Raw genomic sequence first — 22,398 nt, 5'->3', positions numbered from 1 at the left:
GACCTTGGATACTGTGACCCTGAACGAGAACGATGGCGTCAAGGAAGGCGTTGATCAGGAGACCGTGGATGCCGTGCGCGAAGTGGGCGGTAAGTATAAATACGGCTGGTCCACGGATATTGAGATGGAGTATGCGCCCAAGGGCCTGACCCCTGACATCGTGCGCCTGATCTCCGAGAAAAACGAAGAGCCGGAGTGGATGACCAACTGGCGGTTGGAGGCCTATGAGCGCTGGTTGACCAAGACAGAGCCGGATTGGGCAATGGTGGATTACCCTGAAATCGATTTTCAGGATCAATATTACTATGCCCGCCCCAAAAGCATGGCGGAAAAGCCCAAGTCGTTGGATGACGTTGACCCCAAGCTTTTGGAAACATACAAGAAACTTGGTATTCCACTCAAGGAACAGATGATCCTTGCCGGTGTTGAGGGCGCCGAAGATGCGCCTGCCGAGGGCCGCAAAGTGGCGGTAGATGCGGTGTTTGATTCCGTGTCTGTCGGCACCACCTTTCAGGATGAGTTGAAGAAAGCGGGCGTGATCTTTTGCTCAATCTCCGAGGCCATTCGCGAGCATCCCGAGCTGGTGAAGAAATACCTCGGCACGGTTGTTCCGGTGTCCGACAATTTTTATGCGACGCTGAACTCTGCCGTGTTCTCGGATGGCTCTTTTGTTTATGTGCCGCCCGGTGTGCGATGCCCGATGGAACTGTCGACGTACTTCCGTATCAATGCCGAAAACACCGGCCAGTTTGAGCGTACGTTGATCATCGCCGACAAGGGGTCTTATGTGTCTTATCTTGAAGGTTGCACAGCCCCCCAACGCGACGAAAGCCAGCTGCACGCCGCAGTGGTCGAGATCATCATCGAGGAAGACGCCGAGGTGAAATATTCCACCGTTCAGAACTGGTATCCCGGTGATGAAGACGGCAAAGGCGGCATCTACAACTTTGTCACCAAACGCGCCGATTGTCGCGGCGACCGGGCCAAGGTGATGTGGACACAGGTCGAAACCGGATCTGCGGTAACATGGAAATACCCAAGCTGCATCCTGCGCGGCGACGATTCACAGGGTGAGTTCTATTCTATCGCCATCGCCAACAACATGCAGCAGGCCGACACCGGCACCAAGATGATCCATCTGGGCAAGCGCACCAAATCGCGGATCGTGTCCAAGGGCATTTCTGCTGGTAAGGCGCAGAACACCTATCGCGGTCTGGTGTCGATGCACCCCAAGGCCAAGGATTCGCGCAATTACACACAATGCGACAGCCTGCTGATCGGCGATCAATGCGGGGCACACACGGTGCCCTATATCGAGGTCAAGAACAACAGCAGCCGGGTAGAACATGAGGCGACAACCTCCAAGGTGGATGACGACCAGATGTTCTATTGCCGCTCGCGCGGGATGGACGAGGAAGAGGCGGTTGCACTGGTTGTGAACGGGTTCTGCAAAGACGTGTTGCAGGCCTTGCCGATGGAATTTGCCATGGAAGCGCAAGCGCTTGTGGCGATCTCGCTGGAAGGGTCTGTGGGGTGACCGACCAACCTCCCAACCACACCAGCTTGCATGCCGATGCAGGTCCGGGAATGGCGCAAACGCCGGTTCTGGGCAGGCTGAGCCTGTTTGTCTTGGTGGGTTTGGGGTTGATGTTTTGTGCAGCCCGGCTGGGTCTGGCCCAGCCTGGCGTCTGGGGCGCCTCAGGTACGGTGGGGGTCGCGGTTATCTGGCTCGCAATCAAGGCTTGGCGCAGGCGCCATTTACAAGCACGCGGCGAAGCGCTTCAAGCGCAGCTGCATGATTTGAAACAAGAAGAGTTCCGTCTGAAATTTGCACAGGCGCAGCAGGATGGAGCGATCCCTTTTGCCGCCAAGGGCAAGGAGAATGAAACATGATCCTTACAACAACCAACTCGGTCGAGGGCCGCAGCATCGCCGCCTATCGCGGCATTGTCGTGGGCGAGGCGATTATGGGGGCCAATATCGTCCGCGATATGTTTGCCCGCGTGACGGACATCGTAGGTGGCCGCTCCGGCCAGTATGAAACCAAACTGCGCGATGCGCGTGAAACCGCGATGTCAGAGCTGGAAGACGAAGCCAGATCCAAAGGCGCAGATGCGGTTGTGGGCATCGACATTGATTATGAGATTATTTCGGACAGCATGATGATGGTGTCCGTATCGGGAACCGCTGTCAGCCTTAGCTGATACATGAAGAATTTGCCGTAAGGCACGGAATAGGAAGAGAAACATGCTGAGCATCAAGAACCTGAACGTCAAGCTGGAAGAAGAAGACAAGCAGATCCTCAAAGGGGTCAACCTTGAGGTTGAGGCGGGCAAGGTCCATGCGATTATGGGGCCTAACGGCTCTGGCAAATCCACACTGTCGTATGTTCTGTCTGGCAAGGATGGCTATGAAGTGACCGAAGGATCCGCCACGCTTGAAGGGGAAGATCTGTTGGAGCTGGAGCCGGAAGAACGTGCCGCGGCGGGCCTGTTCCTGGCATTTCAATATCCGGTTGAGATCCCCGGTGTGGGCAACATGACTTTCCTGCGCACGGCTGTGAACGCACAGCGCAAGGCACGGGGCGAGGAGGAGATGTCGGCCGCTGAGTTCCTCAAAGTGGTGCGTGCCAAGGCCAAAGACCTGAAAATCGACGCGGATATGCTCAAGCGGCCTGTCAACATGGGCTTCTCTGGCGGCGAGAAAAAGCGTAACGAAATCTTGCAGATGGCGATGCTAGAACCAAAAATGTGCATCCTGGACGAGACCGATTCCGGGTTGGACGTGGATGCGATGAAATTGGTTGCCGAAGGGGTGAACGCCCTGCGCAACGAAGGGCGCGGGTTTCTGGTGATCACCCACTATCAGCGCCTGTTGGATCACATCAAACCGGATGTTGTACACATCATGGCCGATGGCCGTATCGTGAAAACCGGCGGGCCTGAACTGGCGCTGGAAGTCGAAAACAACGGCTATGCCGACATTCTGGCCGAGGTGGCCTGAAGATGGCAGATGCAGCAGAAAAACTGACCCCGACCGAGGCGATGATTGCTGGGTTGGAAATGCCCGGCGCAGGTTGGTCCAAAACGGCCCGCGAGGACGCTCTGGCACGGTTGCGGGCCATGGGCCTGCCGGAACGCCGCGATGAATATTGGAAGTTCACGCGCCCAGACACGCTGACCCAGCCAAACCCACTTCCAGCTGCCGTTCTCGGCAGTGAAGAGGCACCGTTGTTTGACGAAATGGACCGCCTCAAGGTGGTGTTTGTCGATGGCGTCTTTGACGCAGATGCATCGGATGATCTGGCCCTCGAGGGGATCACGATCGAACGCTTGGCGACAGCAACAAGCGATCTGCATTGGGCGCGGGATCTCTACGGCTCACTGGAACTGAACGGCCAAGATCCGGTCGAACGCCCCTTGGCGAGCCTCAACACCGCCTTTGCCACGGATGGTGTTCTGATTCACGTGACAGGCAAACCATCCAAACCCGTAAGCCTGATTTATCGCCATGTATCAGAGACTTCCGATGCGATATTGCACCATTGCATCAAGCTTGATGCAGGGGCTGAACTGACGGTTCTGGAAAACGGCCCTGCCGCGGCGCGGTTCAACAAGGTGATGGAGGTTGATGTGGCCGACGGGGCCAAGTTCCATCATGTGCGCGCGCAAGGGCGCGATCATGAACGCCGGGCGGCGACGCATATTTTTGCCCGTCTGGGTACGGAATCGCAGTTCAAATCCTTTACGCTGACGGTCAATGGCGTGTTGACCCGCAATGATTGTGTGATCGAGCTGACCGGTGATGACGCGATTGCCCACGTGGCGGGTGCCTGCGTTGGCGATGGTGAATTCCATCACGACGACACGGTGTTTGTGACCCATGATGCGGTGAATTGTGAAAGTCGTCAGGTGTTCAAAAAGGTGCTGCGCAACGGGGCAACCGGGGTTTTTCAGGGCAAGATCCTTGTCAAGAAAGACGCCCAGAAAACCGATGGGTATCAAATCAGCCAATCCTTGCTGCTGGACGAGGACAGCCAATTCCTCGCCAAGCCGGAGCTTGAGATCTACGCCGATGATGTGGCCTGTTCGCATGGCTCCACCTCCGGGGCGATCGACGAGGATGCATTGTTCTATCTGCGCGCCCGCGGTGTCTCCCATGCCGAAGCGACCGATCTGTTGACGCTAGCGTTTTTGGCCGAAGCGGTTGAGGAGATCGAACAGGAAGAGCTGCGCGATGAACTGATCGAGCGTCTGTCGTCCTGGTTGCAACGCCGCAGCGCCTGATGTCGGCGACCCGCGATATTGTGGCCACCTATCGGGGGCCGGGGCAGGTCGTGCGCCGGCTGACCGTGCAGGGGCCGCGCGAGGACCGTGCGCTGATCTATCTGATGCTGGGATGTCTGATGGTGTTTGTCGCCCAAACCCCGCGTTTGGCGCGGGAAGCTCATGAGACAGGGACAGATTTGGGCATGTCCATGGGCGGCACGTTGATGGCGTGGCTCTTTATCGCGCCCTTGCTGCTGTACCTGATTGCATTTCTCAGCCAACTGGTGGCGCGGGCGCTTGGCTCATCGCTGAGCGGATTTGGTGCACGGGTTGCGCTGTTTTGGGCGCTTCTGGCGGCCTCGCCGGTTCTGTTGCTTTGGGGGCTGACAGCCGGATTTGTCGGGCCCGGCATTGAAATGACCGGCGTTGGCATGATCTGGCTTGCCGTGTTTTTGTGGTTCTGGCTTGGCGGGCTGCGCGGCGCGGCAAAGGGTGCGTCATGACCCCCGATGTTCTGATCCCGCTGGCGCGGACCACCCTGCGCGAGCCGCGGCGTGCCGCTGAAACAATCCTGAGCTGGCAGCTTAGCCGCGAAACCCTTTGGACCGCGATGGCGCTTGTCGCAGCGCTTTATACTTTTGTCCTGTCCCTGCTCATTGCGCTGACGCCCAGCACACTGAACCTGCCCGGCTATGCAGCATCGCCATTGGCGTTGTTTGTTCTGGTGGCGGGGATCATGGTTGTCTATGTCCACGCCGCCTATTGGACTGGCCTCGCAACCGGAGGCAGTGGCACGCTCGACGGGCTTTTGGCCGTTATGGTCTGGCTTCAGGTCATGCGGGCCGTGGCAGAGCTGGCCTTGATCGTGCTGTCCTTTGTGATGCCCGCGATGGCCACATTGGCCTCCATCGTGCTGACCGGGTGGAGCCTTTGGGTCATGCTGCATTTTCTTGTCGCGGCCCTGCATCTGCCCTCGATGGGCAAAGCGTTTCTGGTTTTGGTCCTGTCCGGTATCGGGCTGGTTGTGGGTCTTGGGATCCTTCTTGCATTGATCGGGCTGACCGCCCAAGGAGTTTTGAACTGATGTATGATGTTGCGCAGATCCGCCGCGATTTCCCGATCCTGTCGCGTGAGGTCAACGGCAAACCCTTGGTTTACCTCGACAATGGTGCCTCGGCGCAGAAACCGCAGGTGGTGATTGATGCCATCACGCAGGCCTATTCGATGGAATACGCCAATGTGCATCGCGGCCTGCATTTCCTGTCCAATCTGGCGACCGATAAATATGAAGCCGTGCGCGGCACCATTGCAAAATTTCTCAACGCCAAGACGGAAAACGAGATCGTGCTGAACTCCGGCACAACCGAGGGGATCAATACGGTCGCCTATGGCTGGGCCATGCCGCGTATGCAGGCGGGCGACGAGATCGTGCTGAGCGTGATGGAACACCATGCCAATATCGTGCCATGGCATTTCCTGCGCGAACGGCAGGGTGTGGTCCTTAAGTGGGTGGATACAGACAGCACCGGCGCGCTTGACCCGCAGGCGGTGATTGATGCCATCGGCCCCAAGACCAAGCTGATTGCAATCACCCAATTGTCCAATGTTCTGGGCACCAAGGTCGATGTCAAAGCGATCACCGAGGCCGCCCATGCCAAAGGTGTTGCGGTTCTGGTCGATGGATCGCAAGGCGCGGTGCATATGCCTGTGGATGTGCAGGACATCGGCTGTGATTTCTATGCGATCACCGGTCACAAACTATATGGCCCGTCCGGCTCGGGTGCGATCTACATCAAATCCGAACGCATGGCCGAGATGCGCCCGTTTATCGGCGGCGGCGATATGATCAAAGAAGTGCACAAAGACAGCGTCACCTACAACGATCCCCCGATGATGTTCGAGGCTGGCACGCCCGGCATTGTCCAGACCATCGGTTTTGGCGTGGCGCTGGACTATATGATGCAGATCGGCATGGATAAAATCGCCGCCCACGAAGACGCGCTGCGCGATTATGCGGTGTCGCGGCTGGGCGGGCTGAACTGGCTACAGGTGCAGGGCACCACAGCAGACAAGGGCGCGATTTTCAGCTTTACGCTGGACGGGGCGGCGCATGCCCATGACATCTCGACCATTCTCGACAAAAAAGGTGTTGCCGTGCGGGCCGGTCATCATTGCGCTGGTCCGTTGATGGAACATCTGGGCGTCACCGCCACCTGTCGCGCGTCCTTTGGGATGTACAATACCACCGGCGAAGTGGACGCATTGGTGGATGCCCTCGAACTTGCGCATGATCTCTTTGCCTAAGGTTTGATTTTCGATTGCAGGGGCGGGGCAGGCTGGCTATACCGCCCCTTGCGGGACCATTAGCTCAGCTGGATAGAGCGCTGCCCTCCGAAGGCAGAGGCCAGAGGTTCGAATCCTCTATGGTCCGCCATTTTTCCGCCCTTGTATTTGTTACACGTAACAGAAACCTTTCCCCCTCAAGATAGGTCACTCGAAGCGCAGCCCTATTGCACAGCCTAGCCCTAATTTGGATCCACCGCTTTCGGCTGCCCACTTGCCGCTTCGATCACCACACCTGCGGCCAGCAGGATATCCTCACGGTAGCGTGGGCCGATCAGTTGGACACCGTTGGGACGCCCCTGGATTTCCCCCATGGCCACGGCCAGGGAAGGCAGGCCAACGGTAGGTACCGCCCGTTGGGTCAGCTGCGCCTCAAAGAGTGCGGCGAAACTTTCGGGAGATTGCACATCCTGTTGCTGATCAAAGGGCAGGGTGCCGGACACCGGACAGATCAAAACCGGGTAATCTTGCAAGAACATGTCCCATTCGCGCATCAGGCTCACGCGGGCTTGCAGGGCGCTCATCAGTTCCTTTTGGCCAACGTCCCCTGCATCATTCGACATCTGCTCAAACACGAACTGCGCCTCGGCGTCACCTTCCTTTTCGATCATTGCGGTGGCGGCAAATTGGGTGTCGGCCATCCACAGCCGGGCGTTGATTTGAGCGGCGTGGCGCATGGGCGGGCCGCTGACCTCTTCCACGATCCAGCCTGCGTCTGTGAGTTGCGCCGCGGCCTGTCTCAACGCGGCTTCGACGGTATCATCGACAGGCATGCCACCCGGCGCGATGACTAGGGCGGCGCGTTTGGGAAAATCACCCCCCGCCAGAGGGGCCGGAACATGCCAGGGATCGCGCAGGTCTGCGGCGGACATGGCCTGCATGGACAGCGCGATATCCTTGATGCTGCGGGCAATCGGTCCGGAGACCGCCATCAGTTGCGCCCCGATCAGGCGGTCTGCGGCGGTGGCGTTATAGGCTGGCACCCGCCCCAAAGAGGGCCGCAACCCCTGCAATCCGCAGGCATAGGCGGGATAACGGATGGACCCCGCGATATCCGTGCCATGGCCAATTGCGCCTATGCCGGCCGCGACCGCCGCCGCCGCGCCACCCGATGATCCGCCGGGCGTAATCGCCTTGTTGCGGGGGTTTAAGGTTGTTCCGTGCAGGTTGTTCTGGGTGAACCAACGCATAGAAAAGGCGGGGGTGTTGGTGCGTCCGATGATCACCGCACCGGCCTTGCGCAAGTTTGACACCACCGGGCTGTCGGCCTTGGCAATCAGATGTTCTTGCAACCGGAGGCCATTGGTCGTGGCATGGCCGGCCTGATCGACGTTAACCTTGATTGTCACAGGCACACCGCAAAGCGGGCCGGGATCATCGCCACGTGCGATAGCGTCATCCACCTTTTGCGCGGCGCTGAGCGCTTCATCCGGGAAGTCCTGCACCACTGCGTTGATCTTTGGATTGACCTCGGCCAACCGCGCCAAATGCGCCTGCGTCACCTCGGTTGCGGTCACGTCCTTGGTGCGGATTGCAGCCGCGGTATCGGCGGCGGTCCATTGCCAGATGTCGGTCATAGCCTGTCTCCTTGTGCCCGTATCAGGGAAATGCGCCGTGCCATAATGCACAGGGTTTAGGGCAGTTTATGCAGATGCGGGCCACTGGCAACTGCGCATTGTTCAGGGCGCTGGATGCGCGGCTGCCTGCGGGCGGTTTGGCCACTCAAAGACCTATTTTTAAGGCCCGATCCCGACCCCACAATAACATTTGACTGGTTTCTCGCGCAGGCGTAATCAATCCATTGCGCTTTGATCATTGTCCAGATTCGGCATGAGGCAATGCGAACCCGTATCGCTTTGGGGAGTGATGCACATGAACTATTCTAAACTGCTGTTTCCGCTTGTTATTTACCTGCTTGCTGCGCCGCCTGCGGCAGCTGATTGGCCGGTTGGTCTGTGGCAATCGCCGCCTGATACTGCCGGTCTGGTTGTCCACGTGCGCACCAAACCCTGCGGTCGTTCGATCTGCGGCCAGATTGAGCGGACAAAGAACAGATTTGGCTATGACACGCCCTCCAGTTTTGTGGGGCGGCGGATGCTGATGGACATGCAGATCCAACCCGATGGCAGTTATCAGGGCCAGATGTGGGAGCCGCATGGCAACCGCCTTGTTGCCTCTCGGATGCAGGTGCAGGGGAACATCATGCAGTTTCAGAACTGCGACAGCGGGGGATGTGTAAACGTGGACTGGACCCGCCTGCGTTAATGATCGCATTCTCAGGTGGAGCCACGTAAAAATGAAGAGCCAGTACAGGGTGAAAAAGTTGTTTGCGCTCTAACAATTGTTGGTTGCGCTAACTTTTTTGCCCAAGTGGACAAAAATTCCACAGAAATAGCTTTGCCTAGACCAGTGTTATCGCTAGCCTCCAAAGCCTGGGAGGATATTACATGAAATTAATGAACACACTTTTGTCTGGCGCTGCCTTTTCGTTGACATTGGCCATTGTCGGACCCGCCGCTGCTGAGGACTGCCCGCGCGGTGATCTGGACAAGCGTTTCTGCGATGTGAACGGGGATCTGATTGCGGACACGCCCACAGATCCGGCCGATCAGGTTGACCCCGATACACTGATCTTTGCCTATACGCCTGTAGAAGATCCCGCTGTTTACAAAACCGCATGGTCTGATTTCCTGACCCATCTGGAGAAAGAGACCGGCAAGTCTGTGGTCTTCTTTCCCGTTCAGAACAACGCCGCCCAGATTGAGGCAATGCGGTCGGGGCGTTTGCACATTGCGGGCTTCAACACCGGGTCCAACCCTTTGGCTGTGAACTGCGCCGGGTTTAACCCGTTTACCATTATGGCGTCCAAAGACGGCAATTTCGGCTACGAGATGGAGATCATCACGTACCCCGGTTCCGGCATCGAAAAGGTTGAGGACATCAAAGGCAAACAATTGGCCTTTACCTCGCCCACGTCAAACTCAGGCTTCAAAGCGCCAAGCGCGATTTTGAAAGGCGACTTTGACATGCTGCCAGAGCGGGACTTTGAACCGGTCTATTCGGGCAAGCATGACAATTCGATCCTTGGTGTGGCCAACAAGGACTATATGGCGGCCTCTATCGCCAATTCGGTCAAGGCGCGGATGCTGAGCCGTGATGTGATCACCGAAGATCAGGTCAAGGTGATCTACAAATCGCAAACCTTTCCCACCACCGGTTTTGGCACAGCACACAACCTCAAGCCCGAGCTGAAAGACAAGATCCGCAACGCGTTCTTTAACTTTGAGTGGGAAGGCACGTCGCTGCAGGCGGAGTTTGAGAAATCGAACGAGGGTCAGTTCCTTGAGATGACCTATCAGGAATTCTGGGAAGTGATCCGCAAGATCGACGCTGCAAATGGCGTCAGCTACGCTTGCGAATAATCCTTGATCGGGCGGGCCAACGGGCCCGCCCTTTCCAACAAAAATGTGCTTGAGGTAAGGGGGGCTTTCATGCTGCGGCTTGAGAAGCTTGTGAAGACGTATAAGACCGGGGATCAGGCGCTGAAGGCCGTCAATCTGGAGATCCCAGAAGGTCAGGTTCTGGCGCTTATTGGCCCATCGGGGGCAGGCAAATCCACCTTGATCCGCTGCATCAACCGCCTGGTTGAGCCGACATCGGGCAATGTGTATCTGGGCGATGTTGAGCTGACAGGGCTGTCCGCCGGGATGCTGCGCAAGGAACGCCGGCGCATGGGGATGATCTTTCAGGAATATGCCTTGGTGGAACGGCTTTCGGTGATGGAAAATGTTCTGTCGGGCCGTTTGGGTTATGTCGGGTTCTGGCGCAGTTTCCTGCGCCGGTTTCCGCAGTCCGATGTCGATGAAGCGTTTCGCCTGCTGGACCGTGTTGGCCTTGCCCATATGGCGGACAAACGTGCGGATGAATTGTCAGGCGGACAGCGGCAGCGGGTTGGTATTTGCCGGGCCTTGATTCAGAACCCCGCGTTGCTGCTGGTGGATGAACCCACGGCATCGCTTGATCCCAAAACCTCGCGGCAGATTATGCGTTTGATCTGCGAGCTGTGCAAAGAGCGCGGCCTTGCAGCGATCATCAATATTCACGACGTTGCCCTAGCGCAGATGTTTGTGCAGCGGGTGATTGGCCTGCGCTTTGGTGAAATGGTCTATGACGGGCCGCCTGATGGGCTGACCCCGGATAAGCTGACCGAGATCTACGGCGAAGAAGACTGGGAGGCGACGATTGAGGCCGTGGACGAAGATGATCTCGAAGCCGAAAGCGCCGCGTCATGAGCGATGCTGCCTTTGATGTTGCCGGCCGGATCGGCCAGCCCTGGAAAAAGCCCCCCTTTATTCAGCGGCGTTGGCTGAGATGGACCTTGCTGCTGGGGGCGCTGGCCTATCTGATCGCGGCCTATATGACGATCGAAGTGAATTGGTCGCGGGTTTACGAGGGGCTTGAAAGGGGCAAAAAGTTTGTTCTGGCCTTTGCAAACCCCGATTTCACGACCCGGTCCTCGGATATTTTCGAGGGCATGATGGAAAGCATCATCATGACCGTGGCATCATCGGTTGTTGGCATCGCAATCTCGATCCCGATTGCACTGGGCGCGGCCCGCAATGTCGCACCTCTGCCGGTCTATCTGATTTGCCGCGGCATCATCGCCATCAGCCGGGCCTTGCAAGAGATCATCGTCGCCATTCTGTTGGTTGCGATCTTTGGCTTTGGCCCCCTTGCAGGCTTCCTCACCCTCAGCTTTGCCACCATCGGCTTTTTGTCAAAACTGCTGGCCGAAGACATCGAAAGCATGGACAAGGTGCAAGCCGAGGCGATCAAAGCCTCTGGCGCACGCTGGACCCAATGGATTAACTACGGGGTGCAACCCCAAGTCATGCCACGGCTTATTGGCCTGTCCATGTACCGCCTCGACATCAACTTTCGGGAAAGCGCGATCCTTGGGCTGGTCGGCGCAGGCGGTATCGGGGCCACGTTGAACACCGCCTTTGACCGCTATGAATACGATACAGCGGCGGCAATCTTGCTGATTATCATCGTGATCGTCATGGGGCTGGAATACCTCTCGGGCGTGATCAGGGCGCGGGTGCAATAATGCCAGTACAAGACATCAAAGGACAAAAGATCTGGCAGCGCCGGGCGGGCCGGGAAAGCCTGTTCCACTGGGCGCTTTGGCTGATCGGCATCGCCGTCTTTGCCTATTGCTGGCAGCAGATTTCCAAATCGACCACTTGGTTCTTTGTCTGGGATGCTCCGCGCATCGCCAATGACATCTGGACCCGCGCGACCCCGCCCAAATGGGAATATATCACCCAACTGGGCAAACCGATCTGGGACACGCTGAACATCGCCACGCTGGGCACATTGATCTCACTGATCCTTGCGGTTCCTGTGGCGTTTTTGGCGGCGCGCAACACGACGCCCTCGCGGTTCATCGTGCGGCCTATCGCCTTGTTGATCATCGTCTCGACCCGGTCGATCAATTCATTGATCTGGGCGCTGTTGTTGATCGCGATCATCGGTCCGGGGGTCTTTGCGGGTGTCATCGCCATCGCCATCCGGTCTATCGGGTTCTGTGCCAAGCTGCTCTATGAAGCCATTGAAGAGATTGACGAAACACAGGTTGAGGCGATCACCGCAACCGGCGCTTCGCGTTGGCAGGTGATGGCCTATGGTATTGTGCCGCAGATCCTGCCTGCCTTTGCGGGGATTGCCGTGTTCCGCTGGGACATCAATATCCGAGAAAGCACGGTTCTTGGGTTGGTGGGCGCTGGCGGCATCGGCCTGCAACTGTCTTCCTCGCTCAATGTTCTGGCATGGCCTCAGGTGTCCCTGATCTTGCTGGTGATCCTGGCGGCGGTGGTGATCTCTGAATGGGTGTCGGCCAAGGTGCGCGGCGCGATTATCTAGGAACCTGTGTTTTGAACATGAACGAAGCATTTGCGGCGTATGAAAACGTGCGCCACCGCTTGCCGGAAGTGTCCCGTGGTGGCGCCTGTCAACGGATGCCGCATCTCGAGGCAATAGCGGATCAGATCGACGTGTTTTTGCTGGATGCATTTGGCGTTCTGAACATCGGCGAAACAGCCATTGACGGCGTGCCGGAACGGGTGGCCAGATTGCAAAAGGCCGGCAAACGGGTGGTCGTGGTCTCCAATGCGGCGGGCTATCCCCATGGTGATCTCATGGCGAAATACGCCCGCCTCGGCTATGATTTTGCACCCGAAGACGTGATCACCAGCCGCAAAACCATCCTGCACGGACTACGCTCAGAACCGCCGCGTCGCTGGGGTTTGATGGCGAACAAGGCCCTTGGAGGTGCCGATCTGGAAGGGTTGGATGTCACTTATCTGGAGGATAGCCGCCAAGCCTATGATCAAGCCGAGGCGTTTCTTATGCTCGGCAGCGCGGTCTGGACCGAGGCGCGGCAAGCCATGCTGGTACAATCCCTGCGTGATAATCCCCGCCCGGTCTATGTGGGCAACCCTGACATCGTCGCGCCGCGCGAGACCGGGTTTTCAACAGAACCGGGGCATTTTGCCCATGAACTGGCGGACGCAACCGGCATCGCGCCGCAGTTTTTTGGCAAACCTTTCGGCAACATCTTTGACCTGACGTTCGCCCGGCTAGGCAATTTCGATCCAGACCGCACGGTCATGGTGGGCGACAGCCTGCACACAGATATTCTTGGCGGACAGGCCGCGGGCCTCAAAACTGCGCTGATTTCAGGGTATGGGTTCTTTGCAGGGCATGACGTGGATGCGCCCATCCAAACCTCGGGTATTCAGCCTGATTTCATTCTCGATCGTCCCTGACCTGCGCAACACAAGTGATCGCCGGACATCAGAAAGCCACTGGGGAATAAATGGCGGAGAGACAGTCCGCCTAACTAAGCTCCTAAGTGTTCCATAAAATACTATAAAACATATATTTAATATACACCCATGTCTTGCACGTTCCAGTCTCGTCCCCCATATTCCAGTAAATAATGGGGGACGGCATGGCGGACGAAATTCATTGAAACAAACCCAAGGCCCCAAGCAAGCGGGCAGAGAAAGCATTGTCCGCCGCATTCGTACGCACAGTTACCAAGCCCGGCAAGTACACAGACGGTCACGGCCTGTTCCTCAAAGTCGAGGCCTCAGGCGCAAAGCGATGGGTGCAGCGCATTGTCATTCGCGGCAAGCGCACTGAGATAGGCATGGGCAGCGCGTCACTGGTTAGCTTGGCAGAGGCACGCGAAACGGCACTAGAGAACCGCAAGCAGGCGCGTGCGGGTGGTGACCCCTTGCAAGCCAAACGTGCCTCACAATCGCTGCTGTCATTTGAGGATGCGGCGCGCAAGGTCCACAAAATCCACGAACCTACATGGCGAAACAAGAAACACGCGGCACAATTCCTGTCTACTTTGGAGACCTACACCTTCCCCCGCATGGGCAAGTTAAAAGTGTCAGAGGTCACCACTGCGGACGTGCTGGCGGTTCTGCAACCGATATGGCTGGCAAAACCTGAAACCGCCCGCCGCGTGCGGCAACGTATCGGGACCGTGATGAAATGGGCCGTGGCGAACGGTTGGCGCGCCGACAATCCCGCCGAAGCGATTTCCCAAGCCTTGCCCAAACACACAGAGGCGCAGCAACACCGCAAAGCCTTGCCCTATGACAAGGTGCCAGAGTTCCTAGACGCCTTGAATGCATCGGACGCAGGCGACCTGACCAAGCTGGCCTTGGAAATGGTTATTCTCACGGCATCCCGGTCCAGTGAGGTGCGCAATGCGGATTGGTCCGAATTTGATCTGGAACAAGGTATCTGGACGCGCCCAGCGCTGCGCATGAAATCAAAGAAGGAACACCGCGTCCCCCTTTCGTCGCGTGCATTGGAGATATTGGCAGAGGCCCGGAAACTTGGGAGGGGTGAAGGTCTTGTATTTCCGGGAACGAAAATCGGAAAGCCGTTGTCCGACATGACCTTGCTCAAACTCACTAAGGCACTAGGCTATGACGTGGACGTGCACGGGTTTCGCACCTCATTCAAGACATGGGCGCAAGAGAGCACCAACACGCCTCGCGACGTGTCAGAGGCGGCGTTAGCGCATGTTGTGAAGGACAAGGCAGAGGCAGCTTATGCACGGTCGGACTTTTTTGAGAAGCGAAGAAGGTTGATGGAGCAGTGGGCATCCGCTGCAGTCACACGTCAATTCTGAGCGGCTCTGAGGAACCCAAAAAATTCTTCGAAACTTCTTGGACACACTGTGCAGAAAGCCTGCATTGCGTATCGGGGGAACGCGAAGTTTGGCAAGACGGTCCCCAATTTTCAGTTAGAGTTTCACCAGATATAGCCCACCTGAGTCGCCACGCCACCACACCCGGTGTCGACTGGGCCATCCACACCTTGTTCACCGTAACACAAAATTTGCAGTTTCTCGTGCACTTCAGGTATTCTTCGTACGTCAAAGGATCGAAGGGAGCATGTATCCAAAATACGCTAGAAAAAACCAACAAAAGTCTTGTGAAGGGCAATGAGGCCCATAGAATGCCGATACGCTCAATCAATCATCAGATTGAGAGGGCCACCCCATGCTTGCAGGCAGTAGGGTGGCCGAAGTTGGAAAGGAATGTGCAACCCCGTTCCAACTTCAAAGTCGCAGAACAAGTGCCGAGTCGCAACAGGTTTGCGAAAGGCCCCCTACTTTGGAGTCAAAAATGACAGAAAATCACCTTCGCCGACCAGCTGTTGAGGCAGCAACCGGACTGAGCCGTAGCAGTCTTTATTCAATGATGGATAGGGAGGAATTTCCCCGCCCTATCCGCATCGGTAAACGCGCCGTGGCATGGCCACAAAGTGCGATTGAGGCTTGGCTCGCGGACCGTCCCGCATCGACTGGCGGCAAATAAACAACACCCACGCAGTCAAATGACAGACGCGGGTGCTGGATAGACTACAGACTTTCAAGATACCGCGCTGTCCTTCCTACGTAAAGGACACAATCCAATGAAGATTGAAGTAACGCTTTTGAGCGAACAGCCCCGTACATTTGAACTCAAGGGCCGCTTGGGCTGGGCCATGGTGCAATTGGTAGAAGCAGGTGCGAAGGGTGTCACCCCCATTACCCGCCCCGCGCCACGCTGGTCAGGTTACGTCTTTGACCTCCGAGAACTTGGTATCCCAATAGAAACCATCATGGAGCCGCACAAAGGCATCTATCCCGGCACCCTCGCCCGATACGTCCTGTCTTGTGACGCAGAGGTGCAACTGCTTGAACAGGAGGCGTGCGCATGAAAACCGAACGCAAAGCGCCGCACAGCATCCCTGCCACGCCCTTTGAGCGCCACTTGATGCACAAGCATAACCTGCCCGACCATTGGGTCCGCACCAACTATGAATTGCGCCGGAGGCATCGCTGATGGCGAAGGGCAAACGCAACGACAAGCAAGGGCAGTACACCACGTTGCCCTATGCACAGATCAAATCCGAAGCATGGCGGTCCCTATCAGGGGCCGCCGTCAAGGTCTGGCTGGAACTGCACACTCGCTTTAATGGTGGCAACAATGGCAATGTCCGCCTGTCAATGAACGAGGCAGTTAGAGCACTAGGCATATCCAAGGGAACTGCCCAGCGGGCATTTATCGAACTTGAGGAAAAAGGGTTCATTGCGCTGCAAAACCCAGGCAATTGGTATCACCGCAAGGCCCACGAATGGCGGTTGACCACCAAGCGAATGCAGACTTCCAAAGGCGTTCAAGTTGCCACAAATGACTGGCAGAAATGGCGGGCGAAAACAAAAGACGGCCCACCAGAGTACCCGTCAACATCGCCAATGGGTCCACCACGAAACCCAACCAAGCGTTCTGGGTCCACTAGAGAACCCGTCAGGGGGGAAATCAAGCCCTCCTTGGGTACTCAGGTGGAACACTAATACTAACCACTCCCCTGTAGGAACGAGGCAACATGAGCAAACCACCAAAGAAGCCGACCAGCACACTGGGCGTGACATTGAAAGGAACCCCGGAAAGCGGGCATCAAGTTGTCTTGCACGCCGAAGACGCGCTGCAAGACCTGTTCCAGACGGAAACGCCCGAGATGGCAAACGGCCTGTTGTCTCATTGCCTGAAGGTTCTCAAGCCTGACGAAGCGAGCGACGAGTATGAAGGTAACGACGAACGCGCCTTCATGCTGGCCACAATCAAAGAGATTGCTCCTCGTGACGCCGTCGAACGGATGCTTGCGCTTCAGATGGCCGCGACGCACGTTGCCATGATACGCGCAGGCAGACGGCTTGCGACCAATGCGACGCTTGAACAGGTGAAGGTGCATTGTTCCAGCTACAACGCGCTGGCGCGCACTTACACAGCTCAGATGGACGTGCTACGCAAACACCGGCACGGGGCCAAACAGACGATAGCTGTGCAGCACGTCAACGTAGAGGGCGGTGGGCAGGCCATTGTTGGCAATGTTCGCAACGGGGGAGTGGCTGACTGAGAATGACGCAATGCGCAGAGCTATCTATGCAATCTTCATTTCTAAGCAACTTTGAACACTTCGCGTCTAGGGCGAACGCTTGAGTATTGGCACAAGATGCTGAGACGTGAGAGTTGCTTAGACTTCCGGTTTGCGGGACAAAGTGAGCTTTCGCTGCGGTTACTCCAATGGCGGCTTTGCGAATATGCATTTGGTTCGCGCCGCATTTTCGAAGTGACTGTTATTTCGTGATGCGGTCAGTTGATGTTGAAAACATAACAACCGACTTCGCGGCCACCTGTTTCAAGCCGCAGCTTTCTAGCATGGCACGTGAGGGAGCATTGTCCTGAGCAACAAACTCCATCGTCGATATCGCGCCGAGTTCGTCAACGGCAACGAGGTTGCAGAGCGCATCCATGTATTTGCCAAGTCCCAGTCCGCGCAACGTAGGATCGACTGCGATAAGGCCTACCCACGCTGATTCATAAAAAGGGCTGTGGCGGTTGTGGGTCATGGCCGCGAAGCCAGCCGCGACAACCTTGCCTTCGGCGTTTTGCAAGGAGATCAGTCTTGCGGGAAAAAGCTTGCCGAGCAGTGCATCCGTTGAGAAAGGCGAGACACCCTGATCTGTTAGAAAAGCCTGAACTTCCTGGGCTTTCTGCGGAGTCATTGCGCCGTCGGAGATGCGTGTCACGCCATCGGGACGACCGCCTTGAACAATTGTGCCGCAAACGTCGCGGATGATTTCGGCATCTGCCATGAAAAGGTCCCAGATGTGCAGCTTGGGATCAAAGTCGCTCAGTTTTTCTTTGGCAATTTCGACAGTCGCTTCGTCAGCACCGCGTAGTGTTACCATGCCTTCTTCCGACATGATCCGCTTCAAGTGACCCCAACCAAGCTTGGCTGGATCGTCGCTTGAGAATGTGCGGGCATGAACAACGGCACCGGGCAGGTCAGCGAGCGCAGCAACCTGCTCATCCCGGGCCTGTTGCAGGGCTTTGACTATATCAGTCCCGAAGTACGGTGAGAAATCGTTAGTCATATCTGTCCACCTTGGCCTTCTCATGATCAGCTGGTGACGAGTTTTTAATGCCCGCAACGGCAACTCGCAAGTAACGCCACATACTGAAGCTCCCAGTTCCCTAAATCTCGGGAAGACCTTTAGCGGACACTCGTACACTGCGTAGCATCTGAAGCTGTGGGCTCGGAGCAGTCATTAGCAGCGAGTTTGGTCGCATCGAAGCTGCTTTTGACTGGTTGGACAATAACCAGTAGGGTTAGTTCTTAGTTATCCAACGAATTCAGCATTTGTGTTGCGCCCTTTGTTTGTGGGCCAAGACCAAGAAACCAACCTTGAGGGGGAGTTCGGTGCAAGAAGCCGGGCAGATTGCTCAGCATTTCCGCTGAGTACTCTTTTAGGGGGAACAATGTCTTCAAACGGTTATACATTGATTACTGTCGCAAAATGCGATCCAGGATATTTGAGCAAGGCGCTGGAACACGTAGGGGTTCTTGCGGCAGAGCTAAAATCACAGGCGGGGGCCCTGGGAACCCGGCATGGCGTGATAAGCACAGGAGAACATGCCGGAAGCATGGTTCTATTTCAGTTCTACAGTGAACTGAACGGGATCGACCGCGCATTTGACGTCTATGGCTCTTCAGATGCGTATCAGGCGTTGATTGGAAGCGGTAAAATTTCGGTCACATTACGCAATATAGGCAAGATGGAAGACCTCGGTTTGAAGAACACCGCCGCGGAGACACCGGCTTATGGCGTTTTGACACGGTGGAGGTCAGCCACACCTATGACCGAACGGATGGCACCGCTTGTACATCTGTTTGAAGACAATGGGGCGATGGTATTGCGGTATGGCACAATCATGACCGGGAGTGACGCCGGAAGCCGTCTGTTGGGCGTCGGTTATCCGTCCATGGATGCGATTGAAAAGACCTATGATGCCTTGCGAGCTAGCAAGGGGTATATGGATATAATTGCAGATATCGAATTGGATTTCCGCAACATATTCCGCTACGCAGGCTGACATCGCTCGCTATGCGTTGTGAGTGCGAAGGCAACGACATTCTTTGCCTTCGCAGCGTTTGTGGCTGATCTCTTCCATTGCTCGGATTCTGTTTGCAGCTTCAGGATCGTGGGTCTTCAAACTGGTCCCATACATCCAGCGCCTAAGCCATCCAAATCAATGACGGCCCGCACACCGATGTGGATGGCAACGCCAAGCAGCTCTTCGAATTTCAGACGTGTTGTCCCAAGGCGCAGAAATACGATCCACAGTTCTTTCATTTGGACCAGGAAGCCGCCAAACAATCGCTGTTTGGTGGTCTGCGCGCGAGCGGGTGGCACACATGCGCAATGACGATGTCTATGCAGGTCGCCAACATGGATGCGAATGGTCGATCTCTGGGGTCCCCACCCGCAGCAAACGTCTGCTTTCCGCCCTTATCAGCAGACGCTGCGAGATCGACTGAGGTCGCCTTTGGGCTCACAGCCGTCATCTGACAAAAGTGGTATGGCTTTCAAACGTTAGCAGCAGCCCAAATGTCCGGTGCGCGGACTTAGTGTGCTTTCGCTGCGGATGCGCCAATGACTGCTATCGCTTTTCGGCAAGTCCACGGTCGCGGAAAATCCTTGTGTCGGCCGCAGTCATGCCACAACAGCGTTTTCATATAACAAGTGTATGACCCCACTGCGTCGCTTTTCATTGTTCTTGTGGTTTTTGCTAAGCCATCTACCCCCGGTCTCACCGGGACGATTGCTGATGCCGGTCATTTTTCTCGGCAGTTGGACAGCGTTACAAGCAGTGCACGTGCAAGATTCCATTGCGTTTGTTTGGGCAGGTGTGCTCGCCCAAGCAGCTCAAATCTGGAGCACACTTCCGGTAACCGTCCGGCGACATCGTTTTACATTTGGTCGTGCTAGCTATGCGACAAGCCGGGCTATGGCAATTCTTCTCTGTTTTTTATCATTGCAAATCTGGTGGTCCGAACCGTGGCTGAGTCAGCGGTTGGTTAGTATCTACTGTGCGCTTTATGCGACATTGATGGCGCTAGGTGTTTGGGGTGACAGTGATATCATCAATCGCTTCGCGCCAGTCTCGAAGGATTCCGATGCCCCTCTCGATTTCCGGCGCCATCTGTTGAAGCTCTATGCAATGGTAGCTATCCTTGTCATCGCGACCAACGAAACACTCATCGCTCTGGATACGGCTTTGGGCACGAGAGTCGTAACGCTCTCGATACTGCCTATCGCATTGCACTACTTTTTCGCCATTACATTGCTGCTGACCCATCCGCCACTGGATGACAGCGATGCCTAAGATAGCAAAGCCGCCCTTCTACGCGCCGCAAGCAACCGTAAGTTCGGGCTCTCCTGACACCTTTGCTGCATGATTTACGAGCGGCTGGTCTGGGAGGGCACGCCGTTCGCTGCGCAGCGCACCAACCCGAAAAGTGCGGACAAACCTGCCCTTGACCGCCGATGATCCAAGGACCGTTTTCCCAGTAAAGCCATGCAGGACCTTAAGGGTGTTGCGAAATAAGTTCACTTTCCTAAGGTACACTTGGGAGGAATACTTATGTTGCCAGAACAGTTCACCGGTGGATGCGCTTGCGGAGCAATTCGATACAGGTCCGAAGGTGTCGCCCGCTACATGGGGAATTGCCATTGCCGTGATTGCCAGCAGGCAACTGGAAGTGCATATTTTCCGGCTGTCCTGGTGAAACAGGCAGATTTCAAGCTCGAAAAAGGGGAACCGAAGTGGTTCGAGCGCCGAGCTGATCGCGGCCATGCCATGCTTCGCGGCTTCTGTTCTGACTGTGGGTCTCCGCTGTTCCTGATCAACAAGGCAAGTGAAGGGGCTATGATCCTGTTTGCGGGGAGCCTGGATGATCCGAGCTGGTACACGCCAAGCCGTGACATTTACGTCAGCAGCGCACAGCCGTGGGATAAGATGGACACCAATCTTCCGAAAGCAGTTGGAATGCCTGCCTGATTTTTCTAATGTCGCTGTTCTTGCCGACATCAGTCGGAAGCTGATATTCGCTGCGCCGTGCCTGAACAGGTAAGGAGCGGGACTTAGTGCGAGTTCGCTGCACCAGTTTGAGTGGCCGCTTCCCGCGCCGCCAGCTAAAAAGAAAAAGGCAACGGCTCAATGGCGATTTGGCGGGTTTCCCCGTCCAATTGGACTACCAAATCTGCGGCATCATTCCCGATATCCATCGCGATCATTCCGACGCCGATATTCTTTGAAAATCGGCTGGAAAATACAAACTCGCTCAGGACACCAACAGTTTTCCCGTTCGCCGTTTTCACGTCCAGAGAATGCTGGCAGGCAGGAACCGGCGCGCCAGAGATAACAAAGCCAACACGCCTGCGCTTCGCGCCTTTTTTCTTGATTTTCTGAAGGGCGGCCTTCCCGATGAAGTCATCTGCTTTGTCAAAATCGACCAACTTGCCCAAAGATATTTCGAACGGATTACAGGGGTTCGCTTGCAAACGCCCATCGGCTCCGTAAGAAACCAACCCGCTTTCAATTCGCTCCAAATCGTTGGGCGCGCCGGGACGAATTCCGTATGCTGCCCCTTTTGACTTAACTTTATTCCACAGTTCAACCCCACGCGCACCGTCTTGTAGATACAACTCATAACCGCCCTGCTTGGACCAGCCCGACCGAGCCAGCACAAGCGGGATTCCCTGCAATTCAGTTTGTTTGAAGCCAAAGTACGTTAGCTCTTTGACCCATTGGCCAAAGAGATCAGCAACCAGGTCATTGGCCAATGGGCCTTGGATCGCGAGCGGAGAAACGTCCGGTTCAAACACCTGCACGTCCCATTTGCGCTCGGCGGCAATAGCGCTCGCCCACAGCTCTATATCGCTGTCCGCTATAGAAAGCCAAAACCGGTCAGCCGCGAGCCTCAACAAAACCGGATCATTGATCAGCTGACCTTGGTGATTGCAGACCGGAACGTAGCGTCCTTGGCCAATTTTGCTCTTAATAATATCGCGAGTGGTCAAATACTGAATGAGTCGCGCAGCGTCTGGCCCAGAAACCTCGACTTGGCGCTGGGCGGCGACATCCCAAATCGTCACGCCGTTCATTAGGCTGTCATACTCAGCTTGTGGGTTTCCGAAATGCGCTGGGATAAGCATATGATTGTAAACCGAAAAGCATGCCACACCATCAGCAACGGTTGCGTCGAAATAGACGGATTTTCGGTTGTTTGGGCCAATGCCTATTTCGAACGCCATGTGATCTCTCCAGTTTGGTTCAGCGGTAGAAGATTTTCATAGGAACTA

The 22,398-nt window shown here is 56.1% G+C and carries 27 protein-coding genes and 1 tRNA gene; 24 read left to right on the top strand and 4 right to left on the bottom strand.

Annotation, left to right across the window (positions count from 1 at the left end; all coding sequences use genetic code 11):
* Window positions 1-13 precede the first annotated feature (13 nt).
* The 9 genes from sufB to C8N31_RS12770 all read left to right on the top strand — a co-directional run bounded on the left by sufB (window position 14) and on the right by C8N31_RS12770 (window position 6,702).
* Complete coding sequence (sufB, locus tag C8N31_RS12810) at window positions 14-1,537, top strand: Fe-S cluster assembly protein SufB (protein WP_025046270.1); 1,524 nt, start codon at window positions 14-16, stop codon at window positions 1,535-1,537.
* A complete protein-coding gene (locus tag C8N31_RS12805; RefSeq protein WP_037917394.1) occupies window positions 1,534-1,893 on the top strand; it encodes a hypothetical protein in 360 nt (119 codons plus the stop codon). The genes sufB and C8N31_RS12805 overlap by 4 nt, the downstream gene beginning before the upstream one ends.
* Window positions 1,890-2,204, top strand: coding sequence for a heavy metal-binding domain-containing protein (locus tag C8N31_RS12800; RefSeq protein ID WP_025046272.1), 315 nt, complete (start codon window positions 1,890-1,892; stop codon window positions 2,202-2,204). The genes C8N31_RS12805 and C8N31_RS12800 overlap by 4 nt, the downstream gene beginning before the upstream one ends.
* A gap of 43 nt (window positions 2,205-2,247) precedes the next feature.
* Complete coding sequence (gene sufC / locus C8N31_RS12795; RefSeq protein WP_025046273.1) at window positions 2,248-3,003, top strand: Fe-S cluster assembly ATPase SufC; 756 nt, start codon at window positions 2,248-2,250, stop codon at window positions 3,001-3,003.
* Between the two features lie 2 nt (window positions 3,004-3,005).
* Complete coding sequence (gene sufD, locus C8N31_RS12790; RefSeq protein ID WP_025046274.1) at window positions 3,006-4,286, top strand: Fe-S cluster assembly protein SufD; 1,281 nt, start codon at window positions 3,006-3,008, stop codon at window positions 4,284-4,286.
* The gene (locus C8N31_RS12785; RefSeq protein ID WP_025046275.1) at window positions 4,286-4,771 is read left to right on the top strand and encodes a hypothetical protein; all 486 of its coding nucleotides are present in this window, start codon (window positions 4,286-4,288) and stop codon (window positions 4,769-4,771) included. Before sufD ends, C8N31_RS12785 begins: the two co-directional genes overlap by 1 nt.
* A complete protein-coding gene (locus tag C8N31_RS12780; RefSeq protein WP_025046276.1) occupies window positions 4,768-5,352 on the top strand; it encodes a Yip1 family protein in 585 nt (194 codons plus the stop codon). The genes C8N31_RS12785 and C8N31_RS12780 overlap by 4 nt, the downstream gene beginning before the upstream one ends.
* Complete coding sequence (locus C8N31_RS12775; protein WP_025046277.1) at window positions 5,352-6,572, top strand: cysteine desulfurase; 1,221 nt, start codon at window positions 5,352-5,354, stop codon at window positions 6,570-6,572. The genes C8N31_RS12780 and C8N31_RS12775 overlap by 1 nt, the downstream gene beginning before the upstream one ends.
* 53 nt (window positions 6,573-6,625) lie before the next feature.
* Window positions 6,626-6,702 (top strand) — tRNA-Arg (locus C8N31_RS12770).
* 91 nt (window positions 6,703-6,793) lie between these two features.
* Here the strand turns inward: C8N31_RS12770 and C8N31_RS12765 are convergent.
* Complete coding sequence (locus C8N31_RS12765) at window positions 6,794-8,188, bottom strand: amidase family protein (protein WP_025046278.1); 1,395 nt, start codon at window positions 8,186-8,188, stop codon at window positions 6,794-6,796.
* Window positions 8,189-8,483: 295 nt separating this feature from the next.
* On the opposite strand from C8N31_RS12765, the gene C8N31_RS12760 reads away from it, so the two are divergent.
* The 12 genes from C8N31_RS12760 (at window position 8,484) to C8N31_RS12710 (ending at window position 17,105) form a co-directional block, all read left to right on the top strand.
* The gene (locus C8N31_RS12760) at window positions 8,484-8,876 is read left to right on the top strand and encodes a DUF2147 domain-containing protein (protein ID WP_025046279.1); all 393 of its coding nucleotides are present in this window, start codon (window positions 8,484-8,486) and stop codon (window positions 8,874-8,876) included.
* A gap of 182 nt (window positions 8,877-9,058) precedes the next feature.
* Complete coding sequence (gene phnD, locus C8N31_RS12755; RefSeq protein WP_025046280.1) at window positions 9,059-10,033, top strand: phosphate/phosphite/phosphonate ABC transporter substrate-binding protein; 975 nt, start codon at window positions 9,059-9,061, stop codon at window positions 10,031-10,033.
* A 69-nt stretch (window positions 10,034-10,102) separates the two neighbouring features.
* Window positions 10,103-10,903 carry a phosphonate ABC transporter ATP-binding protein gene (gene phnC / locus C8N31_RS12750; protein WP_025046281.1) on the top strand — a complete coding sequence of 267 codons (801 nt, stop codon included), beginning with the start codon at window positions 10,103-10,105 and terminating at the stop codon, window positions 10,901-10,903.
* Window positions 10,900-11,721, top strand: a complete 822-nt coding sequence (phnE, locus tag C8N31_RS12745) for a phosphonate ABC transporter, permease protein PhnE (protein WP_025046282.1) — start codon at window positions 10,900-10,902, stop codon at window positions 11,719-11,721. The genes phnC and phnE (C8N31_RS12745) overlap by 4 nt, the downstream gene beginning before the upstream one ends.
* Complete coding sequence (gene phnE, locus C8N31_RS12740; protein WP_025046283.1) at window positions 11,721-12,536, top strand: phosphonate ABC transporter, permease protein PhnE; 816 nt, start codon at window positions 11,721-11,723, stop codon at window positions 12,534-12,536. Before phnE (C8N31_RS12745) ends, phnE (C8N31_RS12740) begins: the two co-directional genes overlap by 1 nt.
* 17 nt (window positions 12,537-12,553) lie before the next feature.
* Complete coding sequence (locus tag C8N31_RS12735; protein ID WP_037917444.1) at window positions 12,554-13,441, top strand: HAD-IIA family hydrolase; 888 nt, start codon at window positions 12,554-12,556, stop codon at window positions 13,439-13,441.
* A gap of 245 nt (window positions 13,442-13,686) precedes the next feature.
* Complete coding sequence (locus C8N31_RS12730) at window positions 13,687-14,829, top strand: tyrosine-type recombinase/integrase (RefSeq protein ID WP_037917397.1); 1,143 nt, start codon at window positions 13,687-13,689, stop codon at window positions 14,827-14,829.
* A gap of 373 nt (window positions 14,830-15,202) precedes the next feature.
* Window positions 15,203-15,520 (top strand): helix-turn-helix transcriptional regulator, encoded by a 318-nt coding sequence (locus tag C8N31_RS20720; RefSeq protein ID WP_420877385.1) that lies wholly within the window; start codon window positions 15,203-15,205, stop codon window positions 15,518-15,520.
* Between the two features lie 97 nt (window positions 15,521-15,617).
* Window positions 15,618-15,905 carry a winged helix domain-containing protein gene (locus tag C8N31_RS12720; protein WP_025046285.1) on the top strand — a complete coding sequence of 96 codons (288 nt, stop codon included), beginning with the start codon at window positions 15,618-15,620 and terminating at the stop codon, window positions 15,903-15,905.
* Window positions 15,902-16,030 (top strand): hypothetical protein, encoded by a 129-nt coding sequence (locus C8N31_RS20650; protein ID WP_269146516.1) that lies wholly within the window; start codon window positions 15,902-15,904, stop codon window positions 16,028-16,030. Before C8N31_RS12720 ends, C8N31_RS20650 begins: the two co-directional genes overlap by 4 nt.
* Window positions 16,030-16,542, top strand: coding sequence for a hypothetical protein (locus tag C8N31_RS12715; RefSeq protein WP_025046286.1), 513 nt, complete (start codon window positions 16,030-16,032; stop codon window positions 16,540-16,542). Before C8N31_RS20650 ends, C8N31_RS12715 begins: the two co-directional genes overlap by 1 nt.
* Before the next feature lie 32 nt (window positions 16,543-16,574).
* Window positions 16,575-17,105, top strand: coding sequence for a hypothetical protein (locus tag C8N31_RS12710; protein ID WP_025046287.1), 531 nt, complete (start codon window positions 16,575-16,577; stop codon window positions 17,103-17,105).
* 220 nt (window positions 17,106-17,325) lie between these two features.
* Here C8N31_RS12710 and C8N31_RS12705 read toward each other — a convergent pair whose 3' ends face one another.
* The gene (locus C8N31_RS12705) at window positions 17,326-18,126 is read right to left on the bottom strand and encodes a GNAT family N-acetyltransferase (protein WP_025046288.1); all 801 of its coding nucleotides are present in this window, start codon (window positions 18,124-18,126) and stop codon (window positions 17,326-17,328) included.
* A 385-nt stretch (window positions 18,127-18,511) separates the two neighbouring features.
* Between C8N31_RS12705 and C8N31_RS12700 the strand changes: the two genes are divergently transcribed.
* Window positions 18,512-19,126: a DUF6854 domain-containing protein gene (locus C8N31_RS12700; protein ID WP_025046289.1), complete on the top strand. Its 615-nt coding sequence runs from the start codon at window positions 18,512-18,514 to the stop codon at window positions 19,124-19,126.
* Window positions 19,127-19,242: 116 nt separating this feature from the next.
* On the opposite strand, the gene C8N31_RS20575 is transcribed toward C8N31_RS12700, so the two are convergent.
* A complete protein-coding gene (locus C8N31_RS20575; RefSeq protein ID WP_025046290.1) occupies window positions 19,243-19,446 on the bottom strand; it encodes a hypothetical protein in 204 nt (67 codons plus the stop codon).
* Between the two features lie 334 nt (window positions 19,447-19,780).
* Here C8N31_RS20575 and C8N31_RS12690 point away from each other — a divergent pair, with 334 nt between their 5' ends.
* Both C8N31_RS12690 and C8N31_RS12685 read left to right on the top strand, forming a co-directional pair.
* Window positions 19,781-20,419: a hypothetical protein gene (locus tag C8N31_RS12690; protein WP_156026831.1), complete on the top strand. Its 639-nt coding sequence runs from the start codon at window positions 19,781-19,783 to the stop codon at window positions 20,417-20,419.
* A gap of 258 nt (window positions 20,420-20,677) precedes the next feature.
* Window positions 20,678-21,094, top strand: a complete 417-nt coding sequence (locus C8N31_RS12685; protein ID WP_037917400.1) for a GFA family protein — start codon at window positions 20,678-20,680, stop codon at window positions 21,092-21,094.
* Between the two features lie 134 nt (window positions 21,095-21,228).
* On the opposite strand, the gene C8N31_RS12680 is transcribed toward C8N31_RS12685, so the two are convergent.
* Complete coding sequence (locus tag C8N31_RS12680) at window positions 21,229-22,350, bottom strand: glycine cleavage T C-terminal barrel domain-containing protein (protein WP_025046293.1); 1,122 nt, start codon at window positions 22,348-22,350, stop codon at window positions 21,229-21,231.
* Window positions 22,351-22,398 lie beyond the last annotated feature (48 nt).

This window comes from Sulfitobacter mediterraneus (assembly GCF_003054325.1).
GTDB classification, from domain to species: domain Bacteria; phylum Pseudomonadota; class Alphaproteobacteria; order Rhodobacterales; family Rhodobacteraceae; genus Sulfitobacter; species Sulfitobacter mediterraneus.
Note: the sequence above shows the minus strand (reverse complement) of the source record. Positions and strands in the feature narration are given on the sequence as shown.